26 protein-coding genes are annotated in these 25,437 nt (G+C 32.8%); 23 read left to right on the top strand and 3 right to left on the bottom strand.

Annotated elements, in window-relative coordinates; translation table 11 throughout:
* Window positions 1-5: 5 nt before the first annotated feature.
* From ACSVDA_RS11900 to ACSVDA_RS11805, 20 genes are all read left to right on the top strand, one after another.
* Window positions 6-896: a hypothetical protein gene (locus tag ACSVDA_RS11900; RefSeq protein WP_485883442.1), complete on the top strand. Its 891-nt coding sequence runs from the start codon at window positions 6-8 to the stop codon at window positions 894-896.
* A 12-nt stretch (window positions 897-908) separates the two neighbouring features.
* On the top strand, window positions 909-2,210 hold the full coding sequence (locus tag ACSVDA_RS11895; protein WP_485883441.1) for a hypothetical protein: 1,302 nt from the start codon (window positions 909-911) through the stop codon (window positions 2,208-2,210).
* A 14-nt stretch (window positions 2,211-2,224) separates the two neighbouring features.
* The gene (locus ACSVDA_RS11890) at window positions 2,225-3,772 is read left to right on the top strand and encodes a discoidin domain-containing protein (protein WP_485883439.1); all 1,548 of its coding nucleotides are present in this window, start codon (window positions 2,225-2,227) and stop codon (window positions 3,770-3,772) included.
* A gap of 494 nt (window positions 3,773-4,266) precedes the next feature.
* A complete protein-coding gene (locus ACSVDA_RS11885) occupies window positions 4,267-4,962 on the top strand; it encodes a helix-turn-helix domain-containing protein (RefSeq protein ID WP_485883438.1) in 696 nt (231 codons plus the stop codon).
* A 15-nt stretch (window positions 4,963-4,977) separates the two neighbouring features.
* Window positions 4,978-5,682, top strand: a complete 705-nt coding sequence (locus tag ACSVDA_RS11880; RefSeq protein ID WP_485883436.1) for an ATP-binding protein — start codon at window positions 4,978-4,980, stop codon at window positions 5,680-5,682.
* A gap of 5 nt (window positions 5,683-5,687) precedes the next feature.
* Window positions 5,688-6,944 carry a DnaB-like helicase C-terminal domain-containing protein gene (locus ACSVDA_RS11875; RefSeq protein WP_485883435.1) on the top strand — a complete coding sequence of 419 codons (1,257 nt, stop codon included), beginning with the start codon at window positions 5,688-5,690 and terminating at the stop codon, window positions 6,942-6,944.
* An 18-nt stretch (window positions 6,945-6,962) separates the two neighbouring features.
* Window positions 6,963-7,256 (top strand): hypothetical protein, encoded by a 294-nt coding sequence (locus tag ACSVDA_RS11870; RefSeq protein ID WP_485883433.1) that lies wholly within the window; start codon window positions 6,963-6,965, stop codon window positions 7,254-7,256.
* Window positions 7,253-7,441 carry a hypothetical protein gene (locus ACSVDA_RS11865; RefSeq protein WP_485883432.1) on the top strand — a complete coding sequence of 63 codons (189 nt, stop codon included), beginning with the start codon at window positions 7,253-7,255 and terminating at the stop codon, window positions 7,439-7,441. Before ACSVDA_RS11870 ends, ACSVDA_RS11865 begins: the two co-directional genes overlap by 4 nt.
* Window positions 7,434-7,700 carry a hypothetical protein gene (locus tag ACSVDA_RS11860; protein ID WP_485883430.1) on the top strand — a complete coding sequence of 89 codons (267 nt, stop codon included), beginning with the start codon at window positions 7,434-7,436 and terminating at the stop codon, window positions 7,698-7,700. The genes ACSVDA_RS11865 and ACSVDA_RS11860 overlap by 8 nt, the downstream gene beginning before the upstream one ends.
* 238 nt (window positions 7,701-7,938) lie before the next feature.
* A complete protein-coding gene (locus tag ACSVDA_RS11855) occupies window positions 7,939-9,159 on the top strand; it encodes an AimR family lysis-lysogeny pheromone receptor (RefSeq protein ID WP_485883429.1) in 1,221 nt (406 codons plus the stop codon).
* Window positions 9,160-9,576: 417 nt separating this feature from the next.
* Complete coding sequence (locus ACSVDA_RS11850) at window positions 9,577-10,644, top strand: toprim domain-containing protein (RefSeq protein WP_485883427.1); 1,068 nt, start codon at window positions 9,577-9,579, stop codon at window positions 10,642-10,644.
* 23 nt (window positions 10,645-10,667) lie between these two features.
* Window positions 10,668-11,210 carry a sigma-70 family RNA polymerase sigma factor gene (locus ACSVDA_RS11845; RefSeq protein ID WP_485883425.1) on the top strand — a complete coding sequence of 181 codons (543 nt, stop codon included), beginning with the start codon at window positions 10,668-10,670 and terminating at the stop codon, window positions 11,208-11,210.
* A 178-nt stretch (window positions 11,211-11,388) separates the two neighbouring features.
* Window positions 11,389-13,518: a DNA polymerase gene (locus ACSVDA_RS11840; protein WP_485883423.1), complete on the top strand. Its 2,130-nt coding sequence runs from the start codon at window positions 11,389-11,391 to the stop codon at window positions 13,516-13,518.
* A gap of 73 nt (window positions 13,519-13,591) precedes the next feature.
* Window positions 13,592-13,858: a hypothetical protein gene (locus tag ACSVDA_RS11835; RefSeq protein ID WP_485883422.1), complete on the top strand. Its 267-nt coding sequence runs from the start codon at window positions 13,592-13,594 to the stop codon at window positions 13,856-13,858.
* Window positions 13,859-14,054: 196 nt separating this feature from the next.
* A complete protein-coding gene (locus ACSVDA_RS11830) occupies window positions 14,055-14,402 on the top strand; it encodes a hypothetical protein (RefSeq protein ID WP_485883420.1) in 348 nt (115 codons plus the stop codon).
* A gap of 154 nt (window positions 14,403-14,556) precedes the next feature.
* Entirely contained in the window at window positions 14,557-14,967 is a 411-nt protein-coding gene (locus tag ACSVDA_RS11825) for a hypothetical protein (RefSeq protein ID WP_485883418.1), read from the top strand.
* A gap of 87 nt (window positions 14,968-15,054) precedes the next feature.
* The gene (locus ACSVDA_RS11820; protein ID WP_485883416.1) at window positions 15,055-15,735 is read left to right on the top strand and encodes a lytic transglycosylase domain-containing protein; all 681 of its coding nucleotides are present in this window, start codon (window positions 15,055-15,057) and stop codon (window positions 15,733-15,735) included.
* A gap of 89 nt (window positions 15,736-15,824) precedes the next feature.
* On the top strand, window positions 15,825-16,646 hold the full coding sequence (locus tag ACSVDA_RS11815; RefSeq protein WP_485883414.1) for a sigma-70 family RNA polymerase sigma factor: 822 nt from the start codon (window positions 15,825-15,827) through the stop codon (window positions 16,644-16,646).
* A gap of 465 nt (window positions 16,647-17,111) precedes the next feature.
* Entirely contained in the window at window positions 17,112-17,657 is a 546-nt protein-coding gene (locus ACSVDA_RS11810) for a hypothetical protein (RefSeq protein WP_485883413.1), read from the top strand.
* Window positions 17,658-17,782: 125 nt separating this feature from the next.
* Window positions 17,783-18,142 carry a DUF6176 family protein gene (locus tag ACSVDA_RS11805; protein WP_320208306.1) on the top strand — a complete coding sequence of 120 codons (360 nt, stop codon included), beginning with the start codon at window positions 17,783-17,785 and terminating at the stop codon, window positions 18,140-18,142.
* A gap of 168 nt (window positions 18,143-18,310) precedes the next feature.
* On the opposite strand, the gene ACSVDA_RS11800 is transcribed toward ACSVDA_RS11805, so the two are convergent.
* The gene (locus ACSVDA_RS11800; RefSeq protein WP_485883411.1) at window positions 18,311-19,240 is read right to left on the bottom strand and encodes a LysR family transcriptional regulator; all 930 of its coding nucleotides are present in this window, start codon (window positions 19,238-19,240) and stop codon (window positions 18,311-18,313) included.
* A 118-nt stretch (window positions 19,241-19,358) separates the two neighbouring features.
* Between ACSVDA_RS11800 and ACSVDA_RS11795 the strand changes: the two genes are divergently transcribed.
* A complete protein-coding gene (locus ACSVDA_RS11795; RefSeq protein ID WP_485883409.1) occupies window positions 19,359-20,114 on the top strand; it encodes a class I SAM-dependent methyltransferase in 756 nt (251 codons plus the stop codon).
* A 396-nt stretch (window positions 20,115-20,510) separates the two neighbouring features.
* Window positions 20,511-21,641: an MFS transporter gene (locus ACSVDA_RS11790; protein WP_485883408.1), complete on the top strand. Its 1,131-nt coding sequence runs from the start codon at window positions 20,511-20,513 to the stop codon at window positions 21,639-21,641.
* A 114-nt stretch (window positions 21,642-21,755) separates the two neighbouring features.
* Here ACSVDA_RS11790 and ACSVDA_RS11785 read toward each other — a convergent pair whose 3' ends face one another.
* A complete protein-coding gene (locus ACSVDA_RS11785) occupies window positions 21,756-22,664 on the bottom strand; it encodes a class I SAM-dependent methyltransferase (protein WP_485883406.1) in 909 nt (302 codons plus the stop codon).
* A 211-nt stretch (window positions 22,665-22,875) separates the two neighbouring features.
* Here ACSVDA_RS11785 and ACSVDA_RS11780 point away from each other — a divergent pair, with 211 nt between their 5' ends.
* Window positions 22,876-23,748, top strand: a complete 873-nt coding sequence (locus tag ACSVDA_RS11780) for a Cof-type HAD-IIB family hydrolase (RefSeq protein WP_485883404.1) — start codon at window positions 22,876-22,878, stop codon at window positions 23,746-23,748.
* Between the two features lie 903 nt (window positions 23,749-24,651).
* On the opposite strand, the gene ACSVDA_RS11775 is transcribed toward ACSVDA_RS11780, so the two are convergent.
* Window positions 24,652-25,260, bottom strand: a complete 609-nt coding sequence (locus tag ACSVDA_RS11775; RefSeq protein WP_485883403.1) for a TetR/AcrR family transcriptional regulator — start codon at window positions 25,258-25,260, stop codon at window positions 24,652-24,654.
* Window positions 25,261-25,437: the final 177 nt, after the last annotated feature.

The raw sequence follows: 25,437 nt of genomic DNA, 5'->3' as shown, positions 1-25,437 counted from the left end.
GTTTCATGTATTTTGAAGGTAAGTGTCTTGCGAAAGACCTAATACCTACAATTGCCGACCATATAACAAACGCAACGGATGAATCAGGTGAACCTTTGTGGCTAATGGTTTCGTCGAATATAGGTGTACGGGACTCACTAAATAATAATGATGGCTGGGTATTTAAATCAAGTGTTAGTAACAGCTGTATAGGGTTTAAGAATGGTTTTTATGATAAAGATAACGACCTAGACGATCATTTAAAAGGGTACTATTGTTTTACAGCTGATTCGTATACCCCAAGTGAAACACCTGGACAAGATGGTACATTCAATATTGAAAAGAATGAATCTATGCCTCTATTAGATCAGTGGTTTAATAACTATAATCCTAATAACTTACCTATGCGCTATTATATGAGTATCACAAAAGAAAGAGTAATCATTGCTTATTACTCAGATGTGAATGTTTTACACTCACGTACCAATCTTGTGTATTTAGGAAAACCTGCTTGGTCATCTGACCCAGGTGAAGAAGGCTTTGTTATGGGTACCGGAATCGCTCACAGCTACAATTACAATGGAAGAGTGTACCAGACTGGTTTTCACATGCAAAAAAGTGGTACCCAACACATGATTATAAAATCCATCTTATCCAATAACCCTAAAGGATGGGGAGGGGCAGTTTATCCGTCAAAGTTGTTTCTTACTCATTGGGGTATTAGGGGTGTCCTAGACCTACTAGTATGTAAACAAGATGGGTCGTTTCGAAAGATAGATAATATTACAATCGATGATATTGAGTATTTAGCAGTTGAACTTCCCTCGTCTTCTACTATTGATGGTAGTAACAGACTTAATAATTTCTGCCCTGAAGATTTTAAACAAACCAATATGTATTTATTTCCAAAAATTTAAGGAGGAGAGGTAATGACTTTTTTTAAAGAAACAGTTACTTTAGGTACACTTTTTCAGGCTATCCTAGATAAAGCTGAAACCGAAGGTTACGCACTAACCAAAATACCTTATGGAAAAACTATACGCTTAACTTATATCAATTCTGTTAACGATAAGAATGGGGTTCCTCATCAAGCTGTTGGAGGTCATCATTTATCTAGCTATTACCCTGCTGAAGTTTTTTCTAAGGATAATGAGCACTGGCACTATAGTAATTCTACTAACGAATTAATAGTATATGATTTTGGTGAAGGTAACGAACAAGTCGTTAACGCATACTCTATAGGGGCCTTTGACAATGGAGGAGAAGAAAATATTGCTACGTACTACCCAAAATCCTTTACCTTATGGGGGTCAAATGATAACTCTGAATTCACTCCATTAGATATAAGAGAAGATTTAACAGAATGGAGAGAAGGACAGAAAAAATTCTTTAAATTCTCCAACAGTGATGCATACAGATATTACAAGCTAACAATCGAACGGTTCAGTTCGGGTCCACTTTATTTAAAGCACCTGGAATTTTATGATATGGGTGAACTAGATACTAAACCTGATCAGGTTAGTGCTGCTTTCTTACAAAGTTCAGGTACAAGTGGTAATGATAACGTGATTATTTATTTAGATAATGACGGGATTTATAATACGGAGTTACAGGATGGGGATTTAGGTGGTAACTGGATGTGGGTTTCATGTGTTGAATCGTTTGATCCAAGCACACTCGAAGCAAGTGGACCAGGCCAACAGATGTACTATACATCTAAAGATACAAATAGGTTTAATAATCACCTTGATATACCTATTACGTTGTATATGGATATAAACAAGGATAGGTTATTTTTTGCGACAGTATTAGATCCTTCTGCTAATGAACCAGCTACTAATGCTGCGTATCTAGGTTTAATGAAAAGGTACACAGACGAAGGGAATAATAGTGGTATGGTAACTGCTGTAGGTACGCAGTTTAGGCACGGTTACCCCACTGTTATGCGGGATAAAGCAGAAAATTTATACAGTGCGATCTACCAAAGGTACGTAAGCTATAACTACTCGCCATCAGTATGGGGTGATTATGTCTTTGTGTCCCCTGTTTTCTTAGAAGGGATATATGAAGGGATGCGAGGAGAGTTGGAGGGGGTATATGTATGTCGCCCGGATAACTTAGTTAACGAGGATGAGATACTTATAGGTGATGTTAGGTATAAAGTTATCCTTATCACTGACTGGGGAAACTGTTCCTTCCCTCATAAAATAGTTCTATTCAAGTTACCTTAAAGGGGTGAAATCAAGTGGTAGATTTTAATTTTAACGACCCTACAGAATATGATTTCCCCCACCCCCTTTCCGTTGAGGGGGGAAGACTTATTTTATCAAAAGCAGAGGGAGCTTATGAATTAGATACTGATTATATAACTACCTTAGGAAGTCCTGAAGGAAAAGTAGAAGGACGGAATATACAACGTTTAGAAGTAATTGAAACAAAGCCATCTTCTACTAATATAAAGTACCTTGTCAGTTTTGACGGTGGTCAGACTTGGGAAATCAACAAACCTGATGGTTCAAATAATCCCTCCCTCCTTAGTAGGGCTTTACCTTTACGTATGCAAGCTAATCAGTCAGAAAAATTAGTTTCTTCGGCATCATCGACATTCGTATCAACCGCTGACTTCAGTGCATACAAAGCCTTTAATGGTACAAATATAGATGCCTCTGATTGTTGGATAACTTATATACACCGTACTTCGGGTTGGTTACAGATTGATTTAAGTGAAGAATTAATTGTGAGCCAATACAGTATTACAAGTAGAAATGCATCTAATGGTGCCGAAACTGCACCTAGAGATTGGACCGTACAAGGAAGTGTGGACGGGGTAAGTTTTGATATCTTACATACGGTCACTGAAGAGGCGGATTGGGATTCTAATGAAAAGCGTTTATTTACAATCCTCACGCCTAGTGATAAGAAGTACAGATATTACAGGTTAGATATTTACAGTAATAACGGAGATCCTTCGTACACGGCAGTGGGTGAGTTTGAACTATTTCCGTTACCTTTAATTACACCTAACTGGGAAACTGTAGACTTAGATAGTATAGGTTCGTCAGGAATGAATAAATCCAGTTTAGAAAGTATTTCAGTGGAAGATTGGGCGCAGAAGGGACTTTATAATGATGTAAGGATAGCCGTAGCTTTAGCATCGTCCATAGAAGATGTTACTCCTTCATTAAGTAAGGTATCTATAGTAACTGGTTTGGGTGGTGTTAAAGAAGGTACTTTCGACTATGGGGTACGTAAGATTAATGAAGGTGGTTTATACTATACTCTATTAGCATCAGGAAGTACTATTCCCCTTTCACTAAATGGTAAAGAAGGTAATTATACTAAAGGTACTAGAGGTGTTAGAGATAGCGGAATGTCTAATGTCTTAGCATTATCGGGAAGTATAACTCCTTATATCTCTCCTGGTTTAGTCAGTCATAGTTACTCCACTGGAACTAGAGATTCAATGATAGTACAAGGTAACTCCGTTGTTAGTCCGTTAATTGGTTTTGTACGACACAATGGAGGGACATCGTATAAAGTACATGAAGGAAACCATTTATCTGGTGACCTTAGAGGTTCACTACAAATTACTCAAGAAGGACATTTTGAATCTGTTATTCATTTTGGAGATAGTTCTTATGGTTCAACACCTGTTAATAAAACTCATTTTGGAATAAAATATGGAGTAGGTTACGTTGAGTTACCTCCGTTCAAACCACGTATATCTCCATCGAACTGGCACCCAGCGATATACAATGGGCAAAAAAAGAATGATCAACCATTAAATGAGTAAAAAGCCTACCTGAAGGGCTGTCTAAAAAGTACGATTTCAATATGAGCTTTCATCAAATTTTTGGGTGTTGCTTCTGTTAGTTTTGAATCTTCTTTTCGGACATCCCTTTACCCTTACTATATATAATGCTTTTTATATACGTAAATATAAAAAGCATTATATATTTTGACCTTCCAATTACCTAAATGTAAAGATATAAAAGTCTGTATCGTCAACAGAAAAAACTAAAGTTTTCAAAGTGCGGTAGTATGTATTCCATGTTTTTGGGATACTTTTTTTATGTAGATTCATCAGGCCCACATTCATTTCATCTTCTTTCCCTCTTTAGTATAAAACCTCTTCTTTTTTACTATTAATCATCGACCCATTATTCACAATTAACACAAAAAACTTAGTTTTTGCTGTTTAATCTAAGATATTTTTAGATTTTACTTAACTTCTTTTGGCTTATTTCGTATACAGGGAATAGGAAAAACTACATGGAGGTGTTTGATTTGGAAGATATCCTTTCAGAGGAATGTACAAACTGTGAAACTGATTTTGTACACAACAGCGGAGTTAACAATGGCTTCACATCTATCCCAAACAAACTAAATTATTGTTATTTTCTTAATCAACCAGAAAAAAGTTTATATGGGCTGATTCGAAGTTTTGTATATGGTGATAAGCGCTCTTGTTACCCCTCAATTGAGAAATTAATGGCATATAGTGGTTGGTCAAGGAAAACCTTGAAGAAGCACCTTAAATCGCTTGAACAAAAGGAACTATTATTATGTGTTCCCCGTCAAGGTACTACAAATGTGTATGAATTAACTGAACTAAACAAGTGTCCAATTATAGTACATTCAGAGTTACTTCATAAAATAAGAGTTGGATATTTTCAAAATTTAGAAAAGAAATTTCATACTTTAAAAGATCAATATATGGAAACAAATCTTTATAAGGAAGTAAGTAGATCAGTAAATCCTTTGTATTACACAGATGTTATTAACCAGTGGTTTTTATCTGATGAAAAACAACAATGTGGGGAACAGAAAGTAATAAAATATCCACACTCAGTTGTACGAAAGCGATTAGTTCAAACAAAACAAGATACCACACAAATTAAACATACTTATTGTAATATCAAAACAAAAGCTGTCTTAAACAACAATATTAAATGGACGAAGAGAAGAGGATTTTTCGATTAAAGGAGCTGGAATGTTATGAAATCATCACCATTTGATGAGTGTAATCAATGTATTGCTACTAATTGGTGTAGAAGATATAAAAACGAAGTGCCTATACCGGATACATCTTTTTGTAGTCCAAAATATCGTCTTGATAAGGCGTTATCTCTTTCAAATATACCTAAGCGTTATAGAGAAGCGAATATTTATAATTATGTTAAAGATAACAGTAATGAGGTAGTTGCTGAAAAATTGAAGTTATATATACTGAACATTCTAAATACTGTAGAAGACTCAGCACACAACTTTCTTTTTTGGGGGTCGAAATCAGGAGTAGGAAAAACTTTCCATGGAACCATGCTCTTAAATCAATATATATACAAAACTTGTTTAACTAGTAGATTTGACTTTGAACAACCACTGGCATATTTCATTAACTATGCTGATTTGATGGAGGCTTTAAGATACAGGAAAAATGATGATGATGTAACAAGTTTATTAAATACAATTAAAGAAGTGCCACTTCTTATGCTAGATGATGTAGGTTCAGGAACAACATCCAATTACACGAATGAACAAACATATTTATTAATTAACTACCGCTATAATAAAGACTTGCCAACCATTTATAGTACTAACTTAAACAAGATTCAGTTAGTAGAAGCGCTCAATTCTAGAATTGTATCAAGGATGAATTCTAAATGTGTTGCTATGGAAGTTAGTGGAAAGGATAGAAGGTGACAAGCATGTTAGCAGAATTACATTATTTAAACCATTGGTTACAATCTCAAGATCCTTTTTTTATGAGAAATCATAGTATTGACAGTACATACTTTATAGTACTAGAAGATGTAGTTGAGTGGATAGAAAAATACCGAGACGAAATGGGTGGGAGCCTGCCAACGATTATAACCGTAGAAAATCAATTTGAAGATTTTAGTAGCTTGAAAGAGTTGGACTCTATTGAATATGTAGTAAGTGTCTTAAAAGAACAAAGGGCTTATATGGACTATAGGCCTGTGTTAGTTGATAATTCAAAGATTGTCAATAGTGGAAAAACACTCGAAGCAATGAATGAAATGCGAAATACTCTTGATACCTTATTGAAAAAATTCACTAATAAAATGACTCGGTATGATTGGATTAAAAATGCTGAGGATCGGTTTGAAATGTACATGAAAAAGCATGGTACAGATGGTATAGCAGGTTTGACTACTGGTTTAAAAGAATTAGATAAACTAACTAGCGGTTGGAAGGATGATGATTTAATCCTTATTGCAGGACGAACAAACGAGGGGAAGTCTTTGGTAGGTCTTTATTTCGCGTATCATGTATGGGTTTCTCTCAAAGAAGCTAATATAAATGACCCTGTAATATATATATCAACAGAAATGCCGGAACAAGAAGTTGCTTACCGTTTAGATACTTTACACGGACATTTCAGTAATAGAGAGTTGAACGAGGGTAGACTAAAAAAATCTCAGGAATTTAAAAATTATACAAAGAATTTAATGAAAAAAAACCCAAGCTTTCTAATTATGACCCAGGATTCTAACGGTGGAAGAAAATTCACTCCTAATGATATTAGAGCAATCATTGAAAATGAAAAACCTGTATTTATAGTAATCGATCAATTATATGACATGAGTGACGGAATAGGCGAGACTGATATTCGTAAAAGAATTATTAATATATCGAACCAACTTCGTGAAACTAATTTATCAACTAAAACACCTATTATGTTAATTGCTCAAGCTGGTAGAACAAGTGCAGAAGATGCAAAAAAAGATGCAAAAGCGAGTCCAGAACTTCATCAAATTCAAGAATCTGATAATCCAGCCCAAAAAGCTACGAAGGTCATAACCATTAGGAAGGTTGACACAACATTCAAGCTTAGTCTTAAGAAAAACCGGGGTGGCGTACGTGATAAAGATGTTTATGTAAGATCTGATATAGACAATGGAGTATGGGAAGAAACACCAATCGAAGAACTGGTATTTTGATAGAGGAGGCATAGAAGTATGAAAAATATAAGAGTCATACTAAATATATTACTAAGAAATGGTTTGTATCAGACTATATCTTGGATAGAAGATGATCCGCAATTCGTTAAAGGTGAAGGTGAGGATAAAGTTGTCAGAACAGCTACAACTCTTGAGTTAGAAAATGCCATTAGAAATAGTGTACATGAATTAATCAAATCTGGTGAGGTTCGTTCTTTTAAAGACCAATCTACGGGTAAATTAATTATTGTTAGGTTTGAGGATGTTACGACTGTGGAGGTTGAATTAGATGCTGAGGAGGAAGAAAAATGAAGTGTCAATTAACTTATTCATTTAATGAACATGATGATATTTTCGTCACACAGTGTGACTTTAATTGTGCTGATGTACTTGCTGCCATTGAAGAAGCAATTAGTTATATTGAAATTGAGCATGGGATGGGGAAATCACTAAGTTTGCAAGGCTTTAGTATTTTAAAGTTGGTTGAACATGAGTAATCAAGCTATTTTAAATTCTACATGTAAAACCTGTGACTATAAAAAGCAATGTACAAAAACATTTGAGTATGCAGGGAAAGTACACGTTGCTAAAGAGCAAATTTTTTTACGCATGAAGTGTAAAAATGTTATTCAAGATATATGTAGGGATTGCCAGTTATTTCATGAAAAAAAGTGTGCAGCATGGAAGGTCATTAATGGTGAGAATATAAATGGAAAAAAACTTGAAACTTGCCCGAAAAAAATATATACAAAATAGTTAAATTATATAAACAAAACAAAAAGTTACATTATATATAATCTTAAAAATCAGCTAATAAAATAGAGATTATTTACACGCGATAAAAATATGTCGAATATTGACGTAATTTCACTATTAAATCTGGACAAATCATGTGGTATAATCAATTTACAAAACACAAACATACGTTCTCTATTTGTTAGAGGAGTGGTGGTTTATAGCTATTAAAAGACAATCGGGCCAGAAGTTAAAAGAAATGATGAAACGATATGGAATAACTCAAGTGGTGCTAAGAGAAAAAGCAGGCGTAAAAAAAGGTTTTTTATCTAATTTCTTAAAAGGTGAGAATGTTAGTAAGTTCTATTCTGTGTTGGGTATTGTTCGAGCTTTTGACTCTCTTGCTAATACTTTTCATGAGACAGACTTGATGTTAAAGTACGTAATGGAAATTATAGATAATAGGGAAAATAAACCTGAATTAATTCAAGCAGCGATGGAATATTGTGATCAAAACAACTATCTTGACCTACAAAACATGTTAACTAATTTAGCAAAATCACATCAAAATGTTGGCTTAAGAGAATCAGGAGAGTTGTTTAAAATCAATTATTTCCGGATACACGCATTTAGAGAACTTAGTAAAATTGGAAATGCCCCTTTATGGATACAAGAAAGAAAACATCGTAGTGAACTGTTGAATTTGAGAGAGGTGGCTAAGGGGTATAAAGTAATAAAACTAGAAAATCTTGTCTATCAAAAGTTATTAATAGCGTTCATTAATTCTGATTTACAAAAATACAATGAAGCATTGTTCTCGTTGAAAGAGATTGATAAATTAATTGATCAAATCCCAGCAAAGCCGAGTAAAATATTTTATAGAATCAAACTATATGAATTCCTTCAAATGTTATATTTACAGAAATTTTTTGATGTTGATTCTGCTAGGGTATATGCGTATAAAACTTTAGAAGAGTCTAAAAGTCCTGTTATTCATGCGATGTCACTCACTACTTTAGCTGAATCATGGATGTTCAACGACCCTGATTATGCTCTAAAATATTTTACTGAAGCATGTTCTATTTATGATCAAACAGGTTTAGTAGATATGTCATTATTAATCAAAATGAAAGTCCAATTTACTCAAATATACTGGGGGTTAGATATCCTATTACAGGATGTTATACATAAACAAAATCAGGCTTTCTGGTTAATTAAAAACGGAAGAAATAATGAAGGGTTAAGAATACTAGATGAACTTGAAGGAAAGGGTCCTTCTAATGCACAACAGTTGTGGTTAAGGGGTCTTGCTACGAATAATCCGGACTATCATTATTTATCACTAAATAATTACGTAAGAAAAAAAGGAAATCGATTATTCGGTTCTTTACCTAAAAACTCATTGCTACATCTAGAAGAAAATAAAGTTGCTATACAAAGTATTTATAACATTGATGGAATTGATAGTTATACATACTAATTTTTAAACTATTATGACATGACAACTATAAGGACTTTTTTAATAGTTGAGGGCACATTCTACATCCTTGGAATTTTGTTAAAATTGAAGGTTAATGATTTAGTGCAAAAGGTCTACTGATGAGAAAAAAGTAAGATAAGGATTATTGTGAAGACGTTACCGAAAAAGGTGGCGTCTTCAGTGCTTTTTTGATGAAGTCTACGAAAATTTATAAATGAAAATTTAATAGACTTCGGGAAATGTTACCAATAATTCTAACTAGTCATGATATTAACAAGATAAAATACATGTTGAGCTAATAGAAAGCTGGCTGAGGTACATATAACTAGCCTACAAAATGGAGGTGTAAAAAAATATCTAAAATATTTTAAACTACTTACCTAGCAATTCGTATAAGTGTTTGTGGAGGGATAGAATATGTCAAAAATTTTATCAAGCTATAGTATCGAAATTGAAGATTTAATAGGTGACTTAAGGTACCTATGGATGAAAACAGATAATAGATACAACACTTATGCTTTTACGAAAGCTAGAAAAAGTGGGGGAAATATTATGTTTTGTTGTCCTTTTCATGAAGAAACCAACCCTAGCGCAGGGCTAAGATTAGACTACCCATATACCTTTAATTGTTTCGGGTGTAACCATTCAACAAACTTACAACAACTAATTACATATGTTGTTGGATTCAACTCTGAATTACAGGGAGAACATCTTCTAAAAAACTATATTAAAACCTCTATGGAAGAGCGTAAACCAATTAATATAGAAAGAATTTTGGATGATCGCGGACAAGATAGGAAAGTAGGGTTACATGAACAAGATATAAATAAGTACTTTGGGAAAAGACCTGCATACCTCTACAATAGAGGATTTAATGATCGAACACTAAATAAATATGAAATCGGATTTGACCAAGAAACTAATTCAATTACTTTCCCTATTAGGACAAGTCGTGGAGATATAAGATTCATAAAACGTAGATTCATATCAAAAAAAAAGTTTTTAAATAAGAGTGGTATCGATAAGAAAGATATTGTATACGGGCTGTATTACATCAATCAAAGTCCAAAAATAGTCGAAGAAATATTTTTAAATGAGTCAGAAACTGACACATTATCTTGTTATCAAGCAGGTATACCGGCGGGAGCACTATTAGGAAGTACTTTATTTAAAGATCAGGTTTTTGAACTGTTAAAATCCGGAATGAAAACCGTGAATTTATTTTTCGATAACGATAAACAGGGTGTTGAGTGTACGATTAAATCTTATTTTTTACTATCTAGACTAACACCATTTAGAGTAAATACTGTAATTTATCCTAATGGACACTTTGGAATCGATGAAGTAGAAACAACCATTTATAAAGATGCCAATGATTTATTAATAGCTGGAAAATTAAAAGATATTGACCTTATTCCTGCAGAAGAATTCATTGATATGATTTATGATGCTGAAGCAATAAATATAAATTTGATAACTATATAATACATACCAAGGGGGCAATTATTATGGCTGATTTTGATAAACTATTTGACGCTGGTGATGTGGACGCATTTTTAAACAAAGCTAAGGAGAAATGTCAGAAGAAAGTACGCGGTAAACATTTTGCAGGAATGGAACAGGAAGATGTAATACAAGAAATTTTAATTAAGATTTATCGAAAGTTAGACAAGTATGATAGTGAAAAAGCGAAGGTTTCTACTTATATTAATAGTATCATGGACAATATGATTAAAGATTGTTTCCGTTATTGTGGAACAGACAAAAACCTTAGCCTTGTAAATGCTGTTCCAATTGAAGAAGATTATGAAGTGGATTTCGAGAAAGGTTCTATGGGATCTGGAATCCAGGTTGGTAGAAAAGACATAAATTTCCTAGAGAATGAGATACTAATTGACTATGAGTATTGTCATGATCTGTCAGATAGAGATAGGAAGATCTTTTTATTGCATTACCGTGGATATTCAAAAGCGGAGATAGCAAATGAATTGGGTTTATCAAAATCACGCCTTACACAAATATGGAATGAAATTGTTAGGAAGCTTATTTAAATATACAAGATGTTGTAATCTACTTATAAACGCGCCGGAGTACAGTTCCAAACATTGTACAGCATAAGAGTTTATACACTTTAAACACGTATTCGTCAAATAAGAATGGTGTAGGGATGTAGAAAAATTAACATATATTCAATTGCTCATTTATGTAGTGGGATTAGGGGATTGTGATATGAAAGGTTCTGTGAAATTGCACACTAATATAGATATGAAACTGAAGCCAACCTTAAGCCTGTGTAAGAATGAACGACAAAATTTACAAATTGCCAACCATATAGTACTTCCCGATAATTACTTCATAGTATGGACAATGGAAAATATGGAGGAAATGATTAGTTGTTTGAAAGGAGAAACTGCTGTAGCAGTTCAGACAGAAACAATGGGTAGCAATGTGTTTAAAGACGATATTGTAAGTATTTCATTTTATGCTCATAAATCGGCAAGGGGTTACTACTTACCTCTAAAACACATTGAAGAAGATGTAACATGTTTATCAAAAAATAGTATTAGAAGAACATTAAAATCAATCCTTGAAGATAAAAGATATAAATTCATTTTTCACAACGCCAAGTTTGACTGTCATATTCTTTACAATACTTTGGGCATTAATGTTGATCCCTTTTTTGACACAATGATTGCTACAGCTATACTTGATGAAAATCAGAGTAATGAAATAAAGCATCTTGCCTTACACTACTTAAATATTGAATTTGATAAATTTGTTACGATGACTGAAAAAACTGCATTTAAGATACCTATTAAGCATCATAGCGATCCAACGGGAAAGTTAGTATCATATTGTGCTATTAGAAATACAGAGTTGATTTGTAAGTTGGCCAAATATTTTGTAGGGGTGTTTAAAAGAGATTACTTACATAAATTAAGTTCTTTGTTTTACGATGTTGAAATGCCTTTCTTAAAAATAGTTATTGAAGCTGAAAGGTATGGAGTAAAACTTGATGTTGAGTATCTTAAAGGAAAAGTGGCAAGATCATTAACTAATGAAATAGAGAAACTTAGACAAAGGATATGGTTTCATACAGGAAAGATTAATTTGAATTCTACTGTCCAGGTGTCAGATGCACTTTATAATAAATTGAAATTGCCTAGAGTGAATGTGAAAAAACCAAACTCTATAGATATTAAGACTTTGAAGAAAATACGTGCAAAGCATAAGGTTATACAGCTTTTAATTGATTATCGAGAGAAAGTGAACTTAAAAACAGCTTATGCGGATAATCTATTAAAAAGCGCTATAGATGAACGAGTTTATACTTCCTATGGAACAGTTGGTACTAAAACTGGGCGAATGAGTTCTAAAGAACCGAATCTTCAGCAAATTCCATCTAAGGTCGGAGGGGTAATTAGGAATGCATTTGTAGCCGATGAAGGTCGTCTTTTGGCTAGTATTGATTTCTCCGGACAGGAGCTTAGGGTTTTAGCGCACGTTTCAAATGATCCAACATTGCTGGCTATTTTTAAAAATGATGGTGATGTTCATAGTTTGACTGCTGTAGGAATATTGAATAGGAGGAATAGTAATAGAGATCTTGATTACAATTATTTTCAGTATTGTAGAAAAATTGCTAGACACTTTCAAGATGAAGATGGTGAATTTATACAAGAACGTTTTTACGACATAAAATTTATCGGAAACTTATACAATGATGGAATTATTAATACAACTGACCTTGTTGATGTGAGAGAGGATGTTATAAATGGTGTGGAATTTGAAAAAATCAGAAAATTAGCTAAAGTAGTTAATTTTGGAATTATATACGGTATGGGTGAGGAGGGATTAGCTGAAACATTAGAAATTTCACTTTATGAATCGAAGGAATATATTAAAGGTTATTTTGACACATACCCTAAGGTAAAGATCTGGATAGAAAGAATGAAAAAACAGATGATAGAAGTTGAATTTACTGAAACTATCATTGGTAGAAAAAGGCGTGTCTACCAAGAGGTGAAATCCCAAAAAAAATGGTTAGTAGAGCGTGGATTTCGAATGGGGATTAATTCGATTATTCAAGGAACATCGAGCGATATGATTAAACTAGCATCTATTAAATTACAGCCGCTCTTAAAGGAGTTAGACTGTCGAATTTTACTATGGGTGCATGATGAGATTATTTTTGATGTACCAGAAGGCATTGGTAATGCCAATTTAAAACGAATTTCTGATGTTATGTGTAACGCTCTTCCTTTGAGTTGTGGACTGAAATCCGACATAGAAGTAGGACGTAAATGGGGAAAAAAGATGGATGAAAATGAAATAGATCTTTTAAAGAAAAAAATCTAAATGTTAACTTATAAATTTATAAGAAAGTATAGATTTGTAAGTAATTTAATATATATGAAGGAGATGAAAGGGAATGAATACTCATCAAACTGTGCGCCAAAAAGTAAAGGTGCTTGTGGAGCAATTTCCTGATCTGGGGGAAAATTACAACAAACTAAATGCAGCATATTGGTCAATTTATGATGGATGTGAAAAGATAAATGATATTGTGAATGCCACTCCAGCAGAAACGATCCGTAGAAATTTTCAAAAATTAGTAGAAACACGTGTTATACCTGTTCCAAAACGAGCTAAATTAAAATTTGGGGATAAATGTAATGGAAAAGGCAAAATACGTTAGTATCTGGAATTTAGTTGTTGAAAAACATATGTTTAATAATAAAGAAATACAAGGGTTTAAAAACTAGTATCTATTGAATTAGCAAATAAAAGCTTTGTTGATATGAATGCTTAGAGCTTCGGTCTACATACAAAGTCAATACTTCGAGCTATTTATAGAAGAATTAATGTCCTTTGGAAAAGGGTGAATTAGAATTATGATAAATTTATTAATGCTTGGGGGACAAGAAGAAAATATTCCTTATCAATCATCTAACATGGTTGTAGTATTGCATTCCCCCGGAATAGCAAATGGGATGTCATCATATGAGTATTATATAAAGTGCAAAAATATGGCTGATTATACAGATATTTTAATTTTACAAAGCGATAATAATAGAGTCTTTTCGAATGACGAAGTTATTCTAATAGATACTGTGTATACTATGAAAAAACCTATATTTTGTGTAGGAAATACAAGTATTTGTGATGTATTATCATTTGCTATTACTAATTGGTTTCGAGATTTTGAAGCATTATTTATGCATATACAAAAAAATTACTAAAAAGATGTAGTGCGTGTAGTTTAGAAAGCGATTACTTTGTAATTATATAAAAAGAAAGTAAATTTGAGTGCGAAAGCACTCTTTTTTATTTAACTTTAATTATTCTCAGACGTATAAGGATAATGTGAGTTTAATGAAAACTAGGAGGTTTTTTATGTCAGTACTAATAAAAGATAGCAATATGATTTTGACGGAAGAATTGGTGAAGTCATTTGTAGGAAAAATAATTCATGTACCAGTGAACAAACATTTGGTTAAACAAGCTACTGACTCAGGTGAGATAGAGGAATCAGAGGTAAACGCATGGTTTGCTGGGGAAGTGGCTGGGTATGAAAAAGCATACATTAAGTTTGATTACGAACGAGGTAAGTTTCTTGAAAAGGAAAAAGTATATTTTAATATTTTATTGACTGATGGTATAGGCTACCAACTTGCAGTGCATGATTCAGAAATTATGGAAATAACTGAAGAAGAGTGGAAAAAATTGATTACGAAGCATCAAGCTACAAACGTTAGTGATGAAAAAGTTGATCTTACTGTCGGTGATCAAGATAATCTTTTATAATATTGCCCACAAATGAACTAAACAGTAATTTCATATAAATCTAAGTCCGTATAGTATTCAAATAAAAAAAAGAACATGGGGATTATGTTGAAAAAAATAATTATCTTAAACTCATTAATTATCTTAGTTTTTATGTCGTTTTTTACACCTTCAGAAGCAGCTAAACATTCAGACTTGTTCCCAAATAATTTATATAAGAATTTTATAATAAACGAATATTATTCAATTGTAGAAGGTGCTAGAAAAACAGAAAAGATTAGGGTGAAAGAAAAATATTTAAAGGTAAAAAATAAAAGTGTTGAAATAGAAAATCATAAATTAGCTAAATTTTTATCAAGCTACACAGATGAAGAAAGTGCCTTTCGCTATATTCGACTGTGCAGAGAATACGGTAAGGAATATGATATAAGCTTTTTATGGTTGTTATCTATTATGAAGGTTGAAAGCACATTTGATAAAACAGCTGTATCCTATTTTAATGCTATCGGCCTCATGCAAATTTTACCAAGTACTGCAAGTATGTTTGGTGTAACTAAAAAGCAGCTATTTGATCCGGAAATAAATGTTGAACTAGCAACTCGCTATCTTAGACAACTAATTAATCAGACAGGTACTTTAAAAATGGCTACAATTTCTTACAACCAAGGTATCGGTAATGTGAAAAAGGGAAACTATAACATTCGATACTATACAAAGGTTTTAAAGGTTAATATGCAAATGGAAGAAATTATAGAGAAGAAAAGTTCAACTAATCTTAACATGAATTAAATTCCAATTTTAAGAGTTTCCTAGAAAATATTCTGATGATATTACGTAGTGACACTAAATTATAAAGAAAGGAGGTTATAATTCTTCTAATGTGCAAATCAAATCATTTTCCAGAACATATTAGCAATAATCTAGCTTCTGATCATCATTTTTATTCAATGGACGTAAAAGAAAATATCCTCATGGCTAAAGAAGATAGTGATTATTTAGGTGATGTAATCATTGCAAATGAGAACCTAATTTGGCACAGTGTGCATAAATATATCGGTGATCCCGATTTGATTGTTCGTAATCACTGTATTGAAAAAGATGATATTTTACAATTAGGTAGACTCGGGTTCATGAAGGCGGTAAAAGCATTTGATGTAGACAGAGGTTTAAGATTTTCTTCATTTAGTGTTACAGCTATAGTGAGAGAAATTCGTTGTTTTCTACGTGATTCTGCACGGGTTTTCAGGCCCACACGAACAGCGAATGATATCATCAATAAAATTAAGCAAATAGAGCAAGAGTTAGGCTATACACCAACTTGTGAATCTCTAGCAACTTTGTTAGATGAGCCTGTAGATACTATAGCTAAGGTTCTGCAAGTAGGTCAAGCTGTGAAGTACTTAGATGAGCCTATTGCAACAGAAGATGGTGAAAATCTAACATTACTAGATTCAATTGAAGCTAATGAAAAGGTTGAGAACATAGCTATAGATAAAGTGTATGTAGATAAAGTTATTTCAGTAGTTAAGGAATATCTCGATGAAAAAGAACAGAGGATATTAGATTATAGGATTGACGGATATAATAAAACTCAAACAGCTAAAATAGAGAATATTTCTCAAATGCGAGTATCACGTATAATGAAAAAAGTAGCAGAGCTTATTAATGAAGAAATACAATTCAACATATGGAGAGAGTGATAGTCACTGAGTGAAAAAATAGTACAGAGGTGCTATTTGAGAGAGAGGGACTCTATAGTCATACAGCAGTGACAGTTTACAAAGTTACAATTAGATCTTATATCTAATTTAATTAATGTAAATGAGGAGCTATTTTCAGATTAAATGTGAGCTTAATCTATGTGCTTGCAGTCTTGATGAAAGGGATTGTTGCTTTTCGTACAACAATATAAGCACGTATACATTTATCGTTCGTGGCATCTTTTCTACTTATTATATTAAATTCTTTTTGCAAATATGGTGGAATTTAAAGATTTAGAGACTATTGGGTACCTGCTGTATATTAAGGTCGTGTAGGTGAGGGTAACCAACTCCTCCTACACTTGTTCAATTTTATTGGAATTATATTTTATAGTAAAAACTATCATTGACAACTAAATTATTTATCTCTTCCAATTAATGTATAATAAGTTGGAGGAGTGATAAATGTTGATAGTTAAGATGACAAGAAAACAATTTGACACGTTAGCTAATGAGGAGCTTTGTAAAGAATGCTTTGAACCTTTGATCATAGCCTATAAAAATAGTATGGCTGAGCAAACTTTACAAAGCATGTCCGTGTTTAAAGAGCAATTTTATGAACAGCTAACTAGTGGACAACAAGCTTTATTCGTATTTCATATGTATTATGATCATGCAAGAAAATCTATAGTAGAGTTGTATTGGTGGAGTTCATATTTTTATGCACAACCGAAAATTTGGTCATCAATAAAAGCTAGTGTTAATTACTTTCATGATATCGATATGTTCAAGTTACTTGAAGAGATCGAAAGCGTCTTGCTACAACATCAATACCCTAGTAGTTTAGAATATTATCATATTACACGAGAAGACTTAGCTAATGATAAAGAACTTGTTACTAAATTTAATCGTTTTCATCTTCAGTTTATCGAGAACACTCCTAAGACGATTAAGCTTATAAGTAAGGGTATTCGAAGATGTCCAACTGAGTTTGTATTCATTGAGGAATAAGGTTATTAATTGTCCATAAACCAGCTACCTTTAAGGGAGCTGGTTTTTAATAGTAAAACACAAACTTATTTGAAAAGGTATGATATATTAATTAGGATGGAAGTTAATGTAGGAGGTTAAACTAAATGAAAGTTCGATTAAGTAAATATCGTATTAAAGAAGGAAAAACGAAGCGTGTGGACGAATGGATGGACATGTTAAATCAAAACATGGATAAGGTACTTATTATATTGAAAAATGAAAACTTGTATGTTGAAACAATGTTTCGTGAAAAAAATGCTGATGGTGAATTTCTTTATTGGTATGCAATACAAGGTGATAATGAAATGAATGTAGAACTTACGGAAGATGAAATAAACAATAAGAATGAAATAATTAAGAAGCATATGGAGTATTGGGAAGAATGTATTGTTCAAGAGGAACAAACACCAATAGCTACAGAAGTTGTTATGGTACCTGATAAAATTAGCAAACATATCATTTAATTCAAACAGCTATTTATCTAGGCTAACGATACATACGTGAATGAAAATTAGGATTTGATCTAGTCGTTTTTAACCCCCACTTTTACATCTAGTGGGGGTTTTGGTTTTATAGGTGGGGTTCTACTCTACCTATAAAACTTAGATCAAAGTTTATTAAAGGAAAACATATTAATTTTGATTATTTAATTCATCAAAGACACTCATGAAAGCTCTAGAAGGCGAGCTTAAGTAACGCTCATGATGATAAGCAAAGACTAATGTCCTTGTTGGATTTGAATTTATTTTAAAGTATGTAAGTTGTGTATTAGAATTTTGATGTACGACCATATTCGGTACAATCGTCACGCCGAGGCCATTTTTTACTAGTGACTGCGCTGTTTCAATACTACTTGTTTCAAACTCTATCTGAGGTTGAAACCCGCTCTTTGCACATAACTCTAATACCGAATTTCGAAACCTAAAACCTTGCTTTAACAGGATAAATGGACATTGGGACAAGCTTTCTAATGAAAGAGTTTGGGTGTGCTTTATTTGTGATGGTGTTAATAGACTTTGAATATGGCTCGGCATCCAAGAGGTTATTTTTGTAGGTAAAACGATGTTAAGTGACTCGGTAAACATTATTTTAGTAGTTAAGTAAGTATCTTCTATTGGGAGAGCTAATATAGCAATGTCTATTTCCCCCTTAGCAGTTAAGGAAGTAAGCTGTTTTGTTGATTCTTCAACTAGCTTAATTTGAACATTTGGGTATCTTTGTTTGTATTCTTGAAGAAGTGGAGGTAACACATGACCACCTGTGACTGCTGTTGAACCGATGATTAACTCCCCGCTTGTTCCTTGATTAACTTCTTTCATTTCACGAATTAAGTCGTTCCGCATAAGGACAATCTTTTCCGCTTTTTTCAAGAATCTTACTCCAGCAGGAGTTGGAGTAATGTTACCGTGCTTACGAATAAATAATTGTACCCCTAATTCATTCTCTAACTTAGAAATTTGTTTACTCAAGGATGGTTGTGCAATGTGAAGGCTCTCTGCTGCTTTAGTAAAGTTCCTGCTCCTGGATATCGCCAGTGCGTATTCTAATAATCTTATTTCCAACAATTTAACCTCCATAGCTAAAAGCTATTAATATAATAGATTATATATCTTAGACGAATACTTTTCCATTGGCTATGATGAAACTACCTTTAATAAATTCTAGAGGAGGGGTAAGCCATTGAATAGCTGGAATGCAAACTTGTACGATGACAAGCAACATTTTGTTTCAAATTTTGGCAAAGAACTAATAGAACTTCTTAACCCACAAGCAGGAGAGAAAATTCTTGATTTAGGTTGTGGAACAGGTGACCTTGCACATGATATATTTCAATTTGGATCAGAGATAGTTGGGGTTGACTCGTCTCAAGAAATGATTCAACAAGCACGAAGCAAGTATCCATTCATTTCATTTCTCATCCAAGATGGTGAAACCTTTATCACTCACGATAAATACGATGCTGTATTTTCTAATGCGGCTATTCATTGGATGAAGCAGACATCAAAAGTTGTTGAAAATATTTCATATGCGTTAAAGCCGGGTGGAAGGTTTGTAGCTGAGTTTGGTGGTAAATACAATGTAGAAACAATTATCAAAGGTATATCAAGTGTACTATATAGTGAGTTTGGGATAGATGCTTCAGTAAGAAACCCTTGGTTTTTTCCAAGTGTAGGAGAATACACTACTTTACTTGAAGAGCACGGTTTTACAGTTCATTACGCTCAATATTTTGATCGACCGACATTACTGGCCGACCAAGAAAAAGGGTTGAATCATTGGTTAGATAGTTTTGCTAGCGATTTTTTTGTTGGATTTAATGAAGAACAGCAGCTGCATTTATATAGATTAATTAATGAGAAAATAAAACCTCAATTGTTTCATCAAGAATCTTGGGTTGCGGATTATAAAAGGATTCGTATTATAGCTGAAAAATAAGTTAGCTGTTTGCATATGCATTTATTGTTGCTTCTATAAAACGATGACTGTTGAGTAAAATGACTTTCTAATCTTCAATATAAGGAACTATAGCGACAAAGTTTACGAAAAAGTGAATAAGTTAGATATATATGATTTATTTGTTATAAAAATCATATTATTATGAATATATTGAATGCTAAATTTTTATCTTCTATAATATATGTTAGCATCGGGAAGTGTTTAAAGCTATATAGAAAGGATGAGGTCAATGGGGTATGAATTTATTTTTATATGAATTAAATGAGTTTGAACATCTGCTCTTAACTTATTAATTGGTTGCTACCCAAGAGCTCCTTCAATTTTTATTTGACGAACGTATAAGTTTGCAAAAAAGTTGAAGGAGTGTTAACTGAAATGAAAGAAAAAAATTTTCGCATCCTGTTATATTCATTTATTTTATCAAGTGTAGCGGTCGCTATGTATCAGGGAGTTTATAAAAATTACTTACTAGATCATTTGTCCTTTTCCCCGACTCAATATGGTTGGGTTGATGGAATGAAGGAGCTGCCTGGATTATTTGCAGTTGGAATTGTCTTTATTGCATCGCGGTTTACCCCAAAAGCTGTGTGGATTTGCTCTCTAATAGTGATTGGAGCAGGGTTAGTTTTATATACTGTCTCTGACAATTTATTATTCATTATTATTTTTACTTTAATTTATAGTACAGGAACACATTTAAGGTCGATACAAGGAGATTATTTAGTAACTGATTTTTCTACAGAACGAGATCGTTCCTATAAATTTGGACTAATTGCAAGCTATAATGCAGTAGCAAGTTTATTAGGAATGGGTTTAGTGTGGGGAATTAGTACGGTATCTTCATTTGAAACAATTTTTATTATAAGCAGTATTTTTGCATTGATTAGCACAATTGCCGGGGGGAAGATCGTGCAAGCTAAAAGTTACTCTTCTCCCACAGCGAAATTAGTTTTTAAAAGGGTGTATACTCCTTATTACTTGTTGACTATCTTATCTGCGACAAGGGAAATGTTTTTTATTACTTTTGGGACATTACTCTTGATTGAAACATTTAATACATCTGTACAATTAATGGCACTACTTATGGCTGCTCACAGTATATGCGCCGTTATTACGCGTCCATTAGTTGGTAAGGCAATACAGCGATGGGGTGAAGGAAGAGCACTTGCGGTTAATTATATCCTAGTTACGTTTGTATTCGTAGGGTATGCTTTGTTCGATTATGTCTATCTTATTTATTTTCTTTTTATCATTGATGATGTGTTAGTTGGTTTTGACGATATCGGTATTTCATCTTTCGTAGGACGTCTAGTTCCCAGGGATGAATTAAGTGCGACGTTAGCAATGGGTAGTACAATAGCGCACGTTGTTGCAGTTTGTATCCCAATTCTAGGAGCAGTAGTTTGGACAATGTTTGGATCTATGATTATTTTTCTGATTGGTGCTATTGTAACGATTATAGCAGCGTTGTTTTCATTCAAGTTGTCAAATTTTAAACCAATTTAACATTGTTTAGTTGTTATAGAAAAAAATGAGGCTATTTGAAAAGAACAATTTCAAATAGCCTTTCTTATGTTCTAATAATAGGATGATATATAATCATCTTAGTTTTACAAGTTGTTAAAATATAGCGTGAGCAAAATTGAAATGCTCAAAAGCGCTTAATAGATCATGTCTGTTGTTGAAATATCGCTTGTCAATATCCTCAGGAGAAAGGTGTTCGTAAAGTAGCATATCTATTTGCTGAAGCGATAAGTCCATCGTATTTGAGTCTAAGCCAGTTTTTAGAGGTTCTTGTGCTTGTTTAGCTACTTCTTGCATTTGTAATATACGTTTTGATGCTCTGTTTGGGTCAAATGCAATATCATCTAAATAGTCAAATACAATTGAACTTCCAGTTGGTATGATATTTTTTAATGCTTTTAATGTTTCAAATATCGTGTCTATCGTTAAATAATACGTTACACCTAACCAGCTGATAAACGTCAATTTCTTAGGTGAGAATGAAGATTTAATAAGCACATTAGTAATGTTTTCTTCTGTGAAGTCTATAGGAATAAAGTGCACGTTATTAGGTATCTCCCAGTTGAGTTCAGCCATTCGCTTTATTTTGAGAGTCTGAGTTGTAGGATGATCAAGTTCAAAAATTTGTAAATGGTTTATTAATTCTGTTCGGCGATACGCAAACGTGTCAAAGCCTGCTCCTAATATAATATATTGTTCAACCCCTCTAGCAATAGCATTTTCTAAACAATCCTCCACATATTTTGCACGGCTCACAGTTTGTGGAATACATTGGGTACTCATAACCCAATTTAATGCGTCTGTTTGATTGCTATAATTTAATGCGTTTTCTGGATTGAAAAATGATATGGCCTTAGTCCAATTATGTCCAATCATGGCACTTTCTTCGTCTGATAATAGCTCTTGTGCAAGGAAATCATCAAAGATGATGGGGTAATGGTGTTGTGAATGATAGGACCTAGCAAAGGCACTAACAATTGCGGTTAGGCTTGCTTTGTTATTCACTTAAACATCTCCTTAACATATTTAAGTAGTTAACTACTTAGTTCAATCAGCGCTAATCATATTCTAACACAGAAACGACGGAATAGAAATAAATATTTTATTATAACACACAATTAATATTTTGTCAATATATTTTTAGTGTTCTATTTCTTTTTATTAATACATAAGTATTATAGATAAACATAGTTACAGCTAGAAGGGAGAGGTAGTAATGTATTACCGCTTACTCGCTATCAATATTGATGGAACTCTACTACGGTCAAATGGTCGGTTACAAAAAGGTGTAAAGGAAGCAATTCAGTTTGTTCAAAATAAAGATGTGTATGTAACACTAGTTACAGGCAGAAACTTTTTGTCGGCTCAAAAAGTAGCGAAGGCTTTAAAAATAGATTCCGTACTTGTAACTCTTAATGGGGCTTTTATTGCTAATTCTATTGATCGTCCAATCTATGTAAATGGTTTATCAGAGGAGAGAACTTTTAATATTGTGCAAGTGTTAGAAAATTATGATTGCAATATAAGATTAATTCATGAAAAGTTCTCTTTAGGCAATAGAAAAAAAGCAACAGAAAATATTGTTGCAAAAGCAGTTTTAAATAGTGGTGATCCTTTGTTTTATCCATTACAATTTGTTGATTCATTAGGTGACCATGTACGTGATAATCCAGTCTCAGCACTAAAGATAGAAGTGTATTTTCCCAATAAAGATGAGAAGAAGAAAGTGGAAGAAACGATTAGCAAAGCATTCCCAACACTCTCTATACTTGCACATATTGAAAATAAAATTGAAATTATTCCAGAAGGGGTATCAAAGCTTAACGGATTGAAGAAATTAGGTGAGCATATTGGTATTCAATTGAATGAAATGGTTGCAATTGGTTATGCATTAGATGATTTACCTATAGTTAAACAAGTAGGCTTAGGTGTAGCGATGTGGGATTCACCTAACGAGGTGAAAAAGGCAGCAGATTGGATTACACGTACGAGTAATCAACAAGGTGTAACATATATGATTAAAGAACATTTTCGTAAGCAACAACGAAAAGAATTTCTCCGTGAAGTAAGTCGTTCGGGTGAAAACTAAATAGAATCTTGTCCGTCACGTTAATTATTGTGTTGATAGTCAAGTCAAATCGGGTATACCTTACTTTACAAACTTATAAAAAAAACTTTCCGATAAGTGATTTTAACTTGATCGCGACACTTTATAATATCAAATATTTAGGAGAAGCTATAAGTTACAAAAGTAATAGTTTTTTGCAAAACAACATGATTAGCTATCGCGCTCAAAACACATTTTGATGTTAATTTCAAATAAAGTTACGATGTATATAAGAAAGATTTGGATAAGATAAAGTCACGGTGTACACAAAAAAATACGATGGTTTACCCCTTTGGATATGGTTATCTAAAGGGGTGTATTTATAATGAAAATAATATTTGAATAGATAGTTGTTAATTGACATAAAGTTGTTCCATTAGATTCAATACTAAACCTGAACTTGTCTAACTTTATAAGGATCATTAGCTTTTTTTTACTAGATTATTAAACTAAAATTAGTTGAGTATTTGCATAAATTATTGCTTACAGGGGCTGATTCCGGCCTTTAGTTTTGTTCTTAGTATGTGTCCATTGAGTCGATTAAGAATTAATTGTATATTTTTAGGATAGACGTACAAAACTGATGCAATGTTTGGAGAGTTAACAACTAATCTAATCACTAGATCTTTCATACTAAATGGTATTGGTGGACTATTATTCGGATACTTATTTTGGAAGAAAGGTTTTGAATATGCGATTTTAGCACACATGTTTTTTTACAATTTATATTTATTTCACTCTTTTATTAGTTCTGATGAAACAACCAATTAGATTACAAAAGATCTTTTTTAACCTCGTCTCAAAAAAATTAGGACGGGGTTAATGAATTTGAAGGCTAAGAATTAAACAAATTTATTTGTTCATACCACTCATAGAACAACAGTTCTATCTAATCTCAACTCCCGCAGCACTCGTGTGTCCTCTCAAAATAATTTGAGATATCATAACGGACATTTCTTCTGGAGATTTATAATTTTCCTCTCTTAACCACCAATCTATTATTCCGACAAAAGCTGAGCTAGAAAAATGAAGAAGTACTTCTTTTGGAATTTTAAAATCAGCATCTGTCATTCCTAGATTATTAAAATTTTCTTCGAATTTACCAATCATGACTTCCTCTAAGTTTTTTCTAAATTCATAAACTCCATGTTTTCCGAACATTACTTGGTAAAAGAATCGATGTTTTTCAACACTTTCATAAACTCTCTGAATGGTCATTTGATGGTTGTTTATTTTAAACTGTTGCTCTTCGATATGATTATTAGAATCACCATAAGATGTTTTGAGTTCTTTTAATACTACATCCATCATCTGCTCTAATAAATCATACTTGTCCTGATAATGTAAATAAAATGTCGCGCGGTTAATCATCGCTTCATCTGCAATGTTTTGGATTGTAATGCTATCAAAACCTTTTTGTTGGAGTAATTTTAAGAAGGCTTCTCCAATTAGTTTTCTCGTACGAGTGATTCGTAAATCTTCTTTATTTGCCATAATGCACCAATCCAATCGTTTTTTTTATTATTTTAAACAACAATTCATTTTACGATGTCGTGTATAAAACAAATGAAGAAACATTGATTATTGTGTCATCGTAAAATTCAAATATAATAACAGTATAAACAACAGGTTATTAAATAATCAACATGTTGTTGGGTAATATACACTTAT

The organism is Cytobacillus sp. Hm23 (assembly GCF_051842895.1).
Taxonomy (GTDB): domain Bacteria; phylum Bacillota; class Bacilli; order Bacillales; family SM2101; genus Nanhaiella.
The sequence above is the reverse complement of the archived record's forward strand: the minus strand, read 5'-3'. Positions and strand labels throughout refer to the sequence as shown.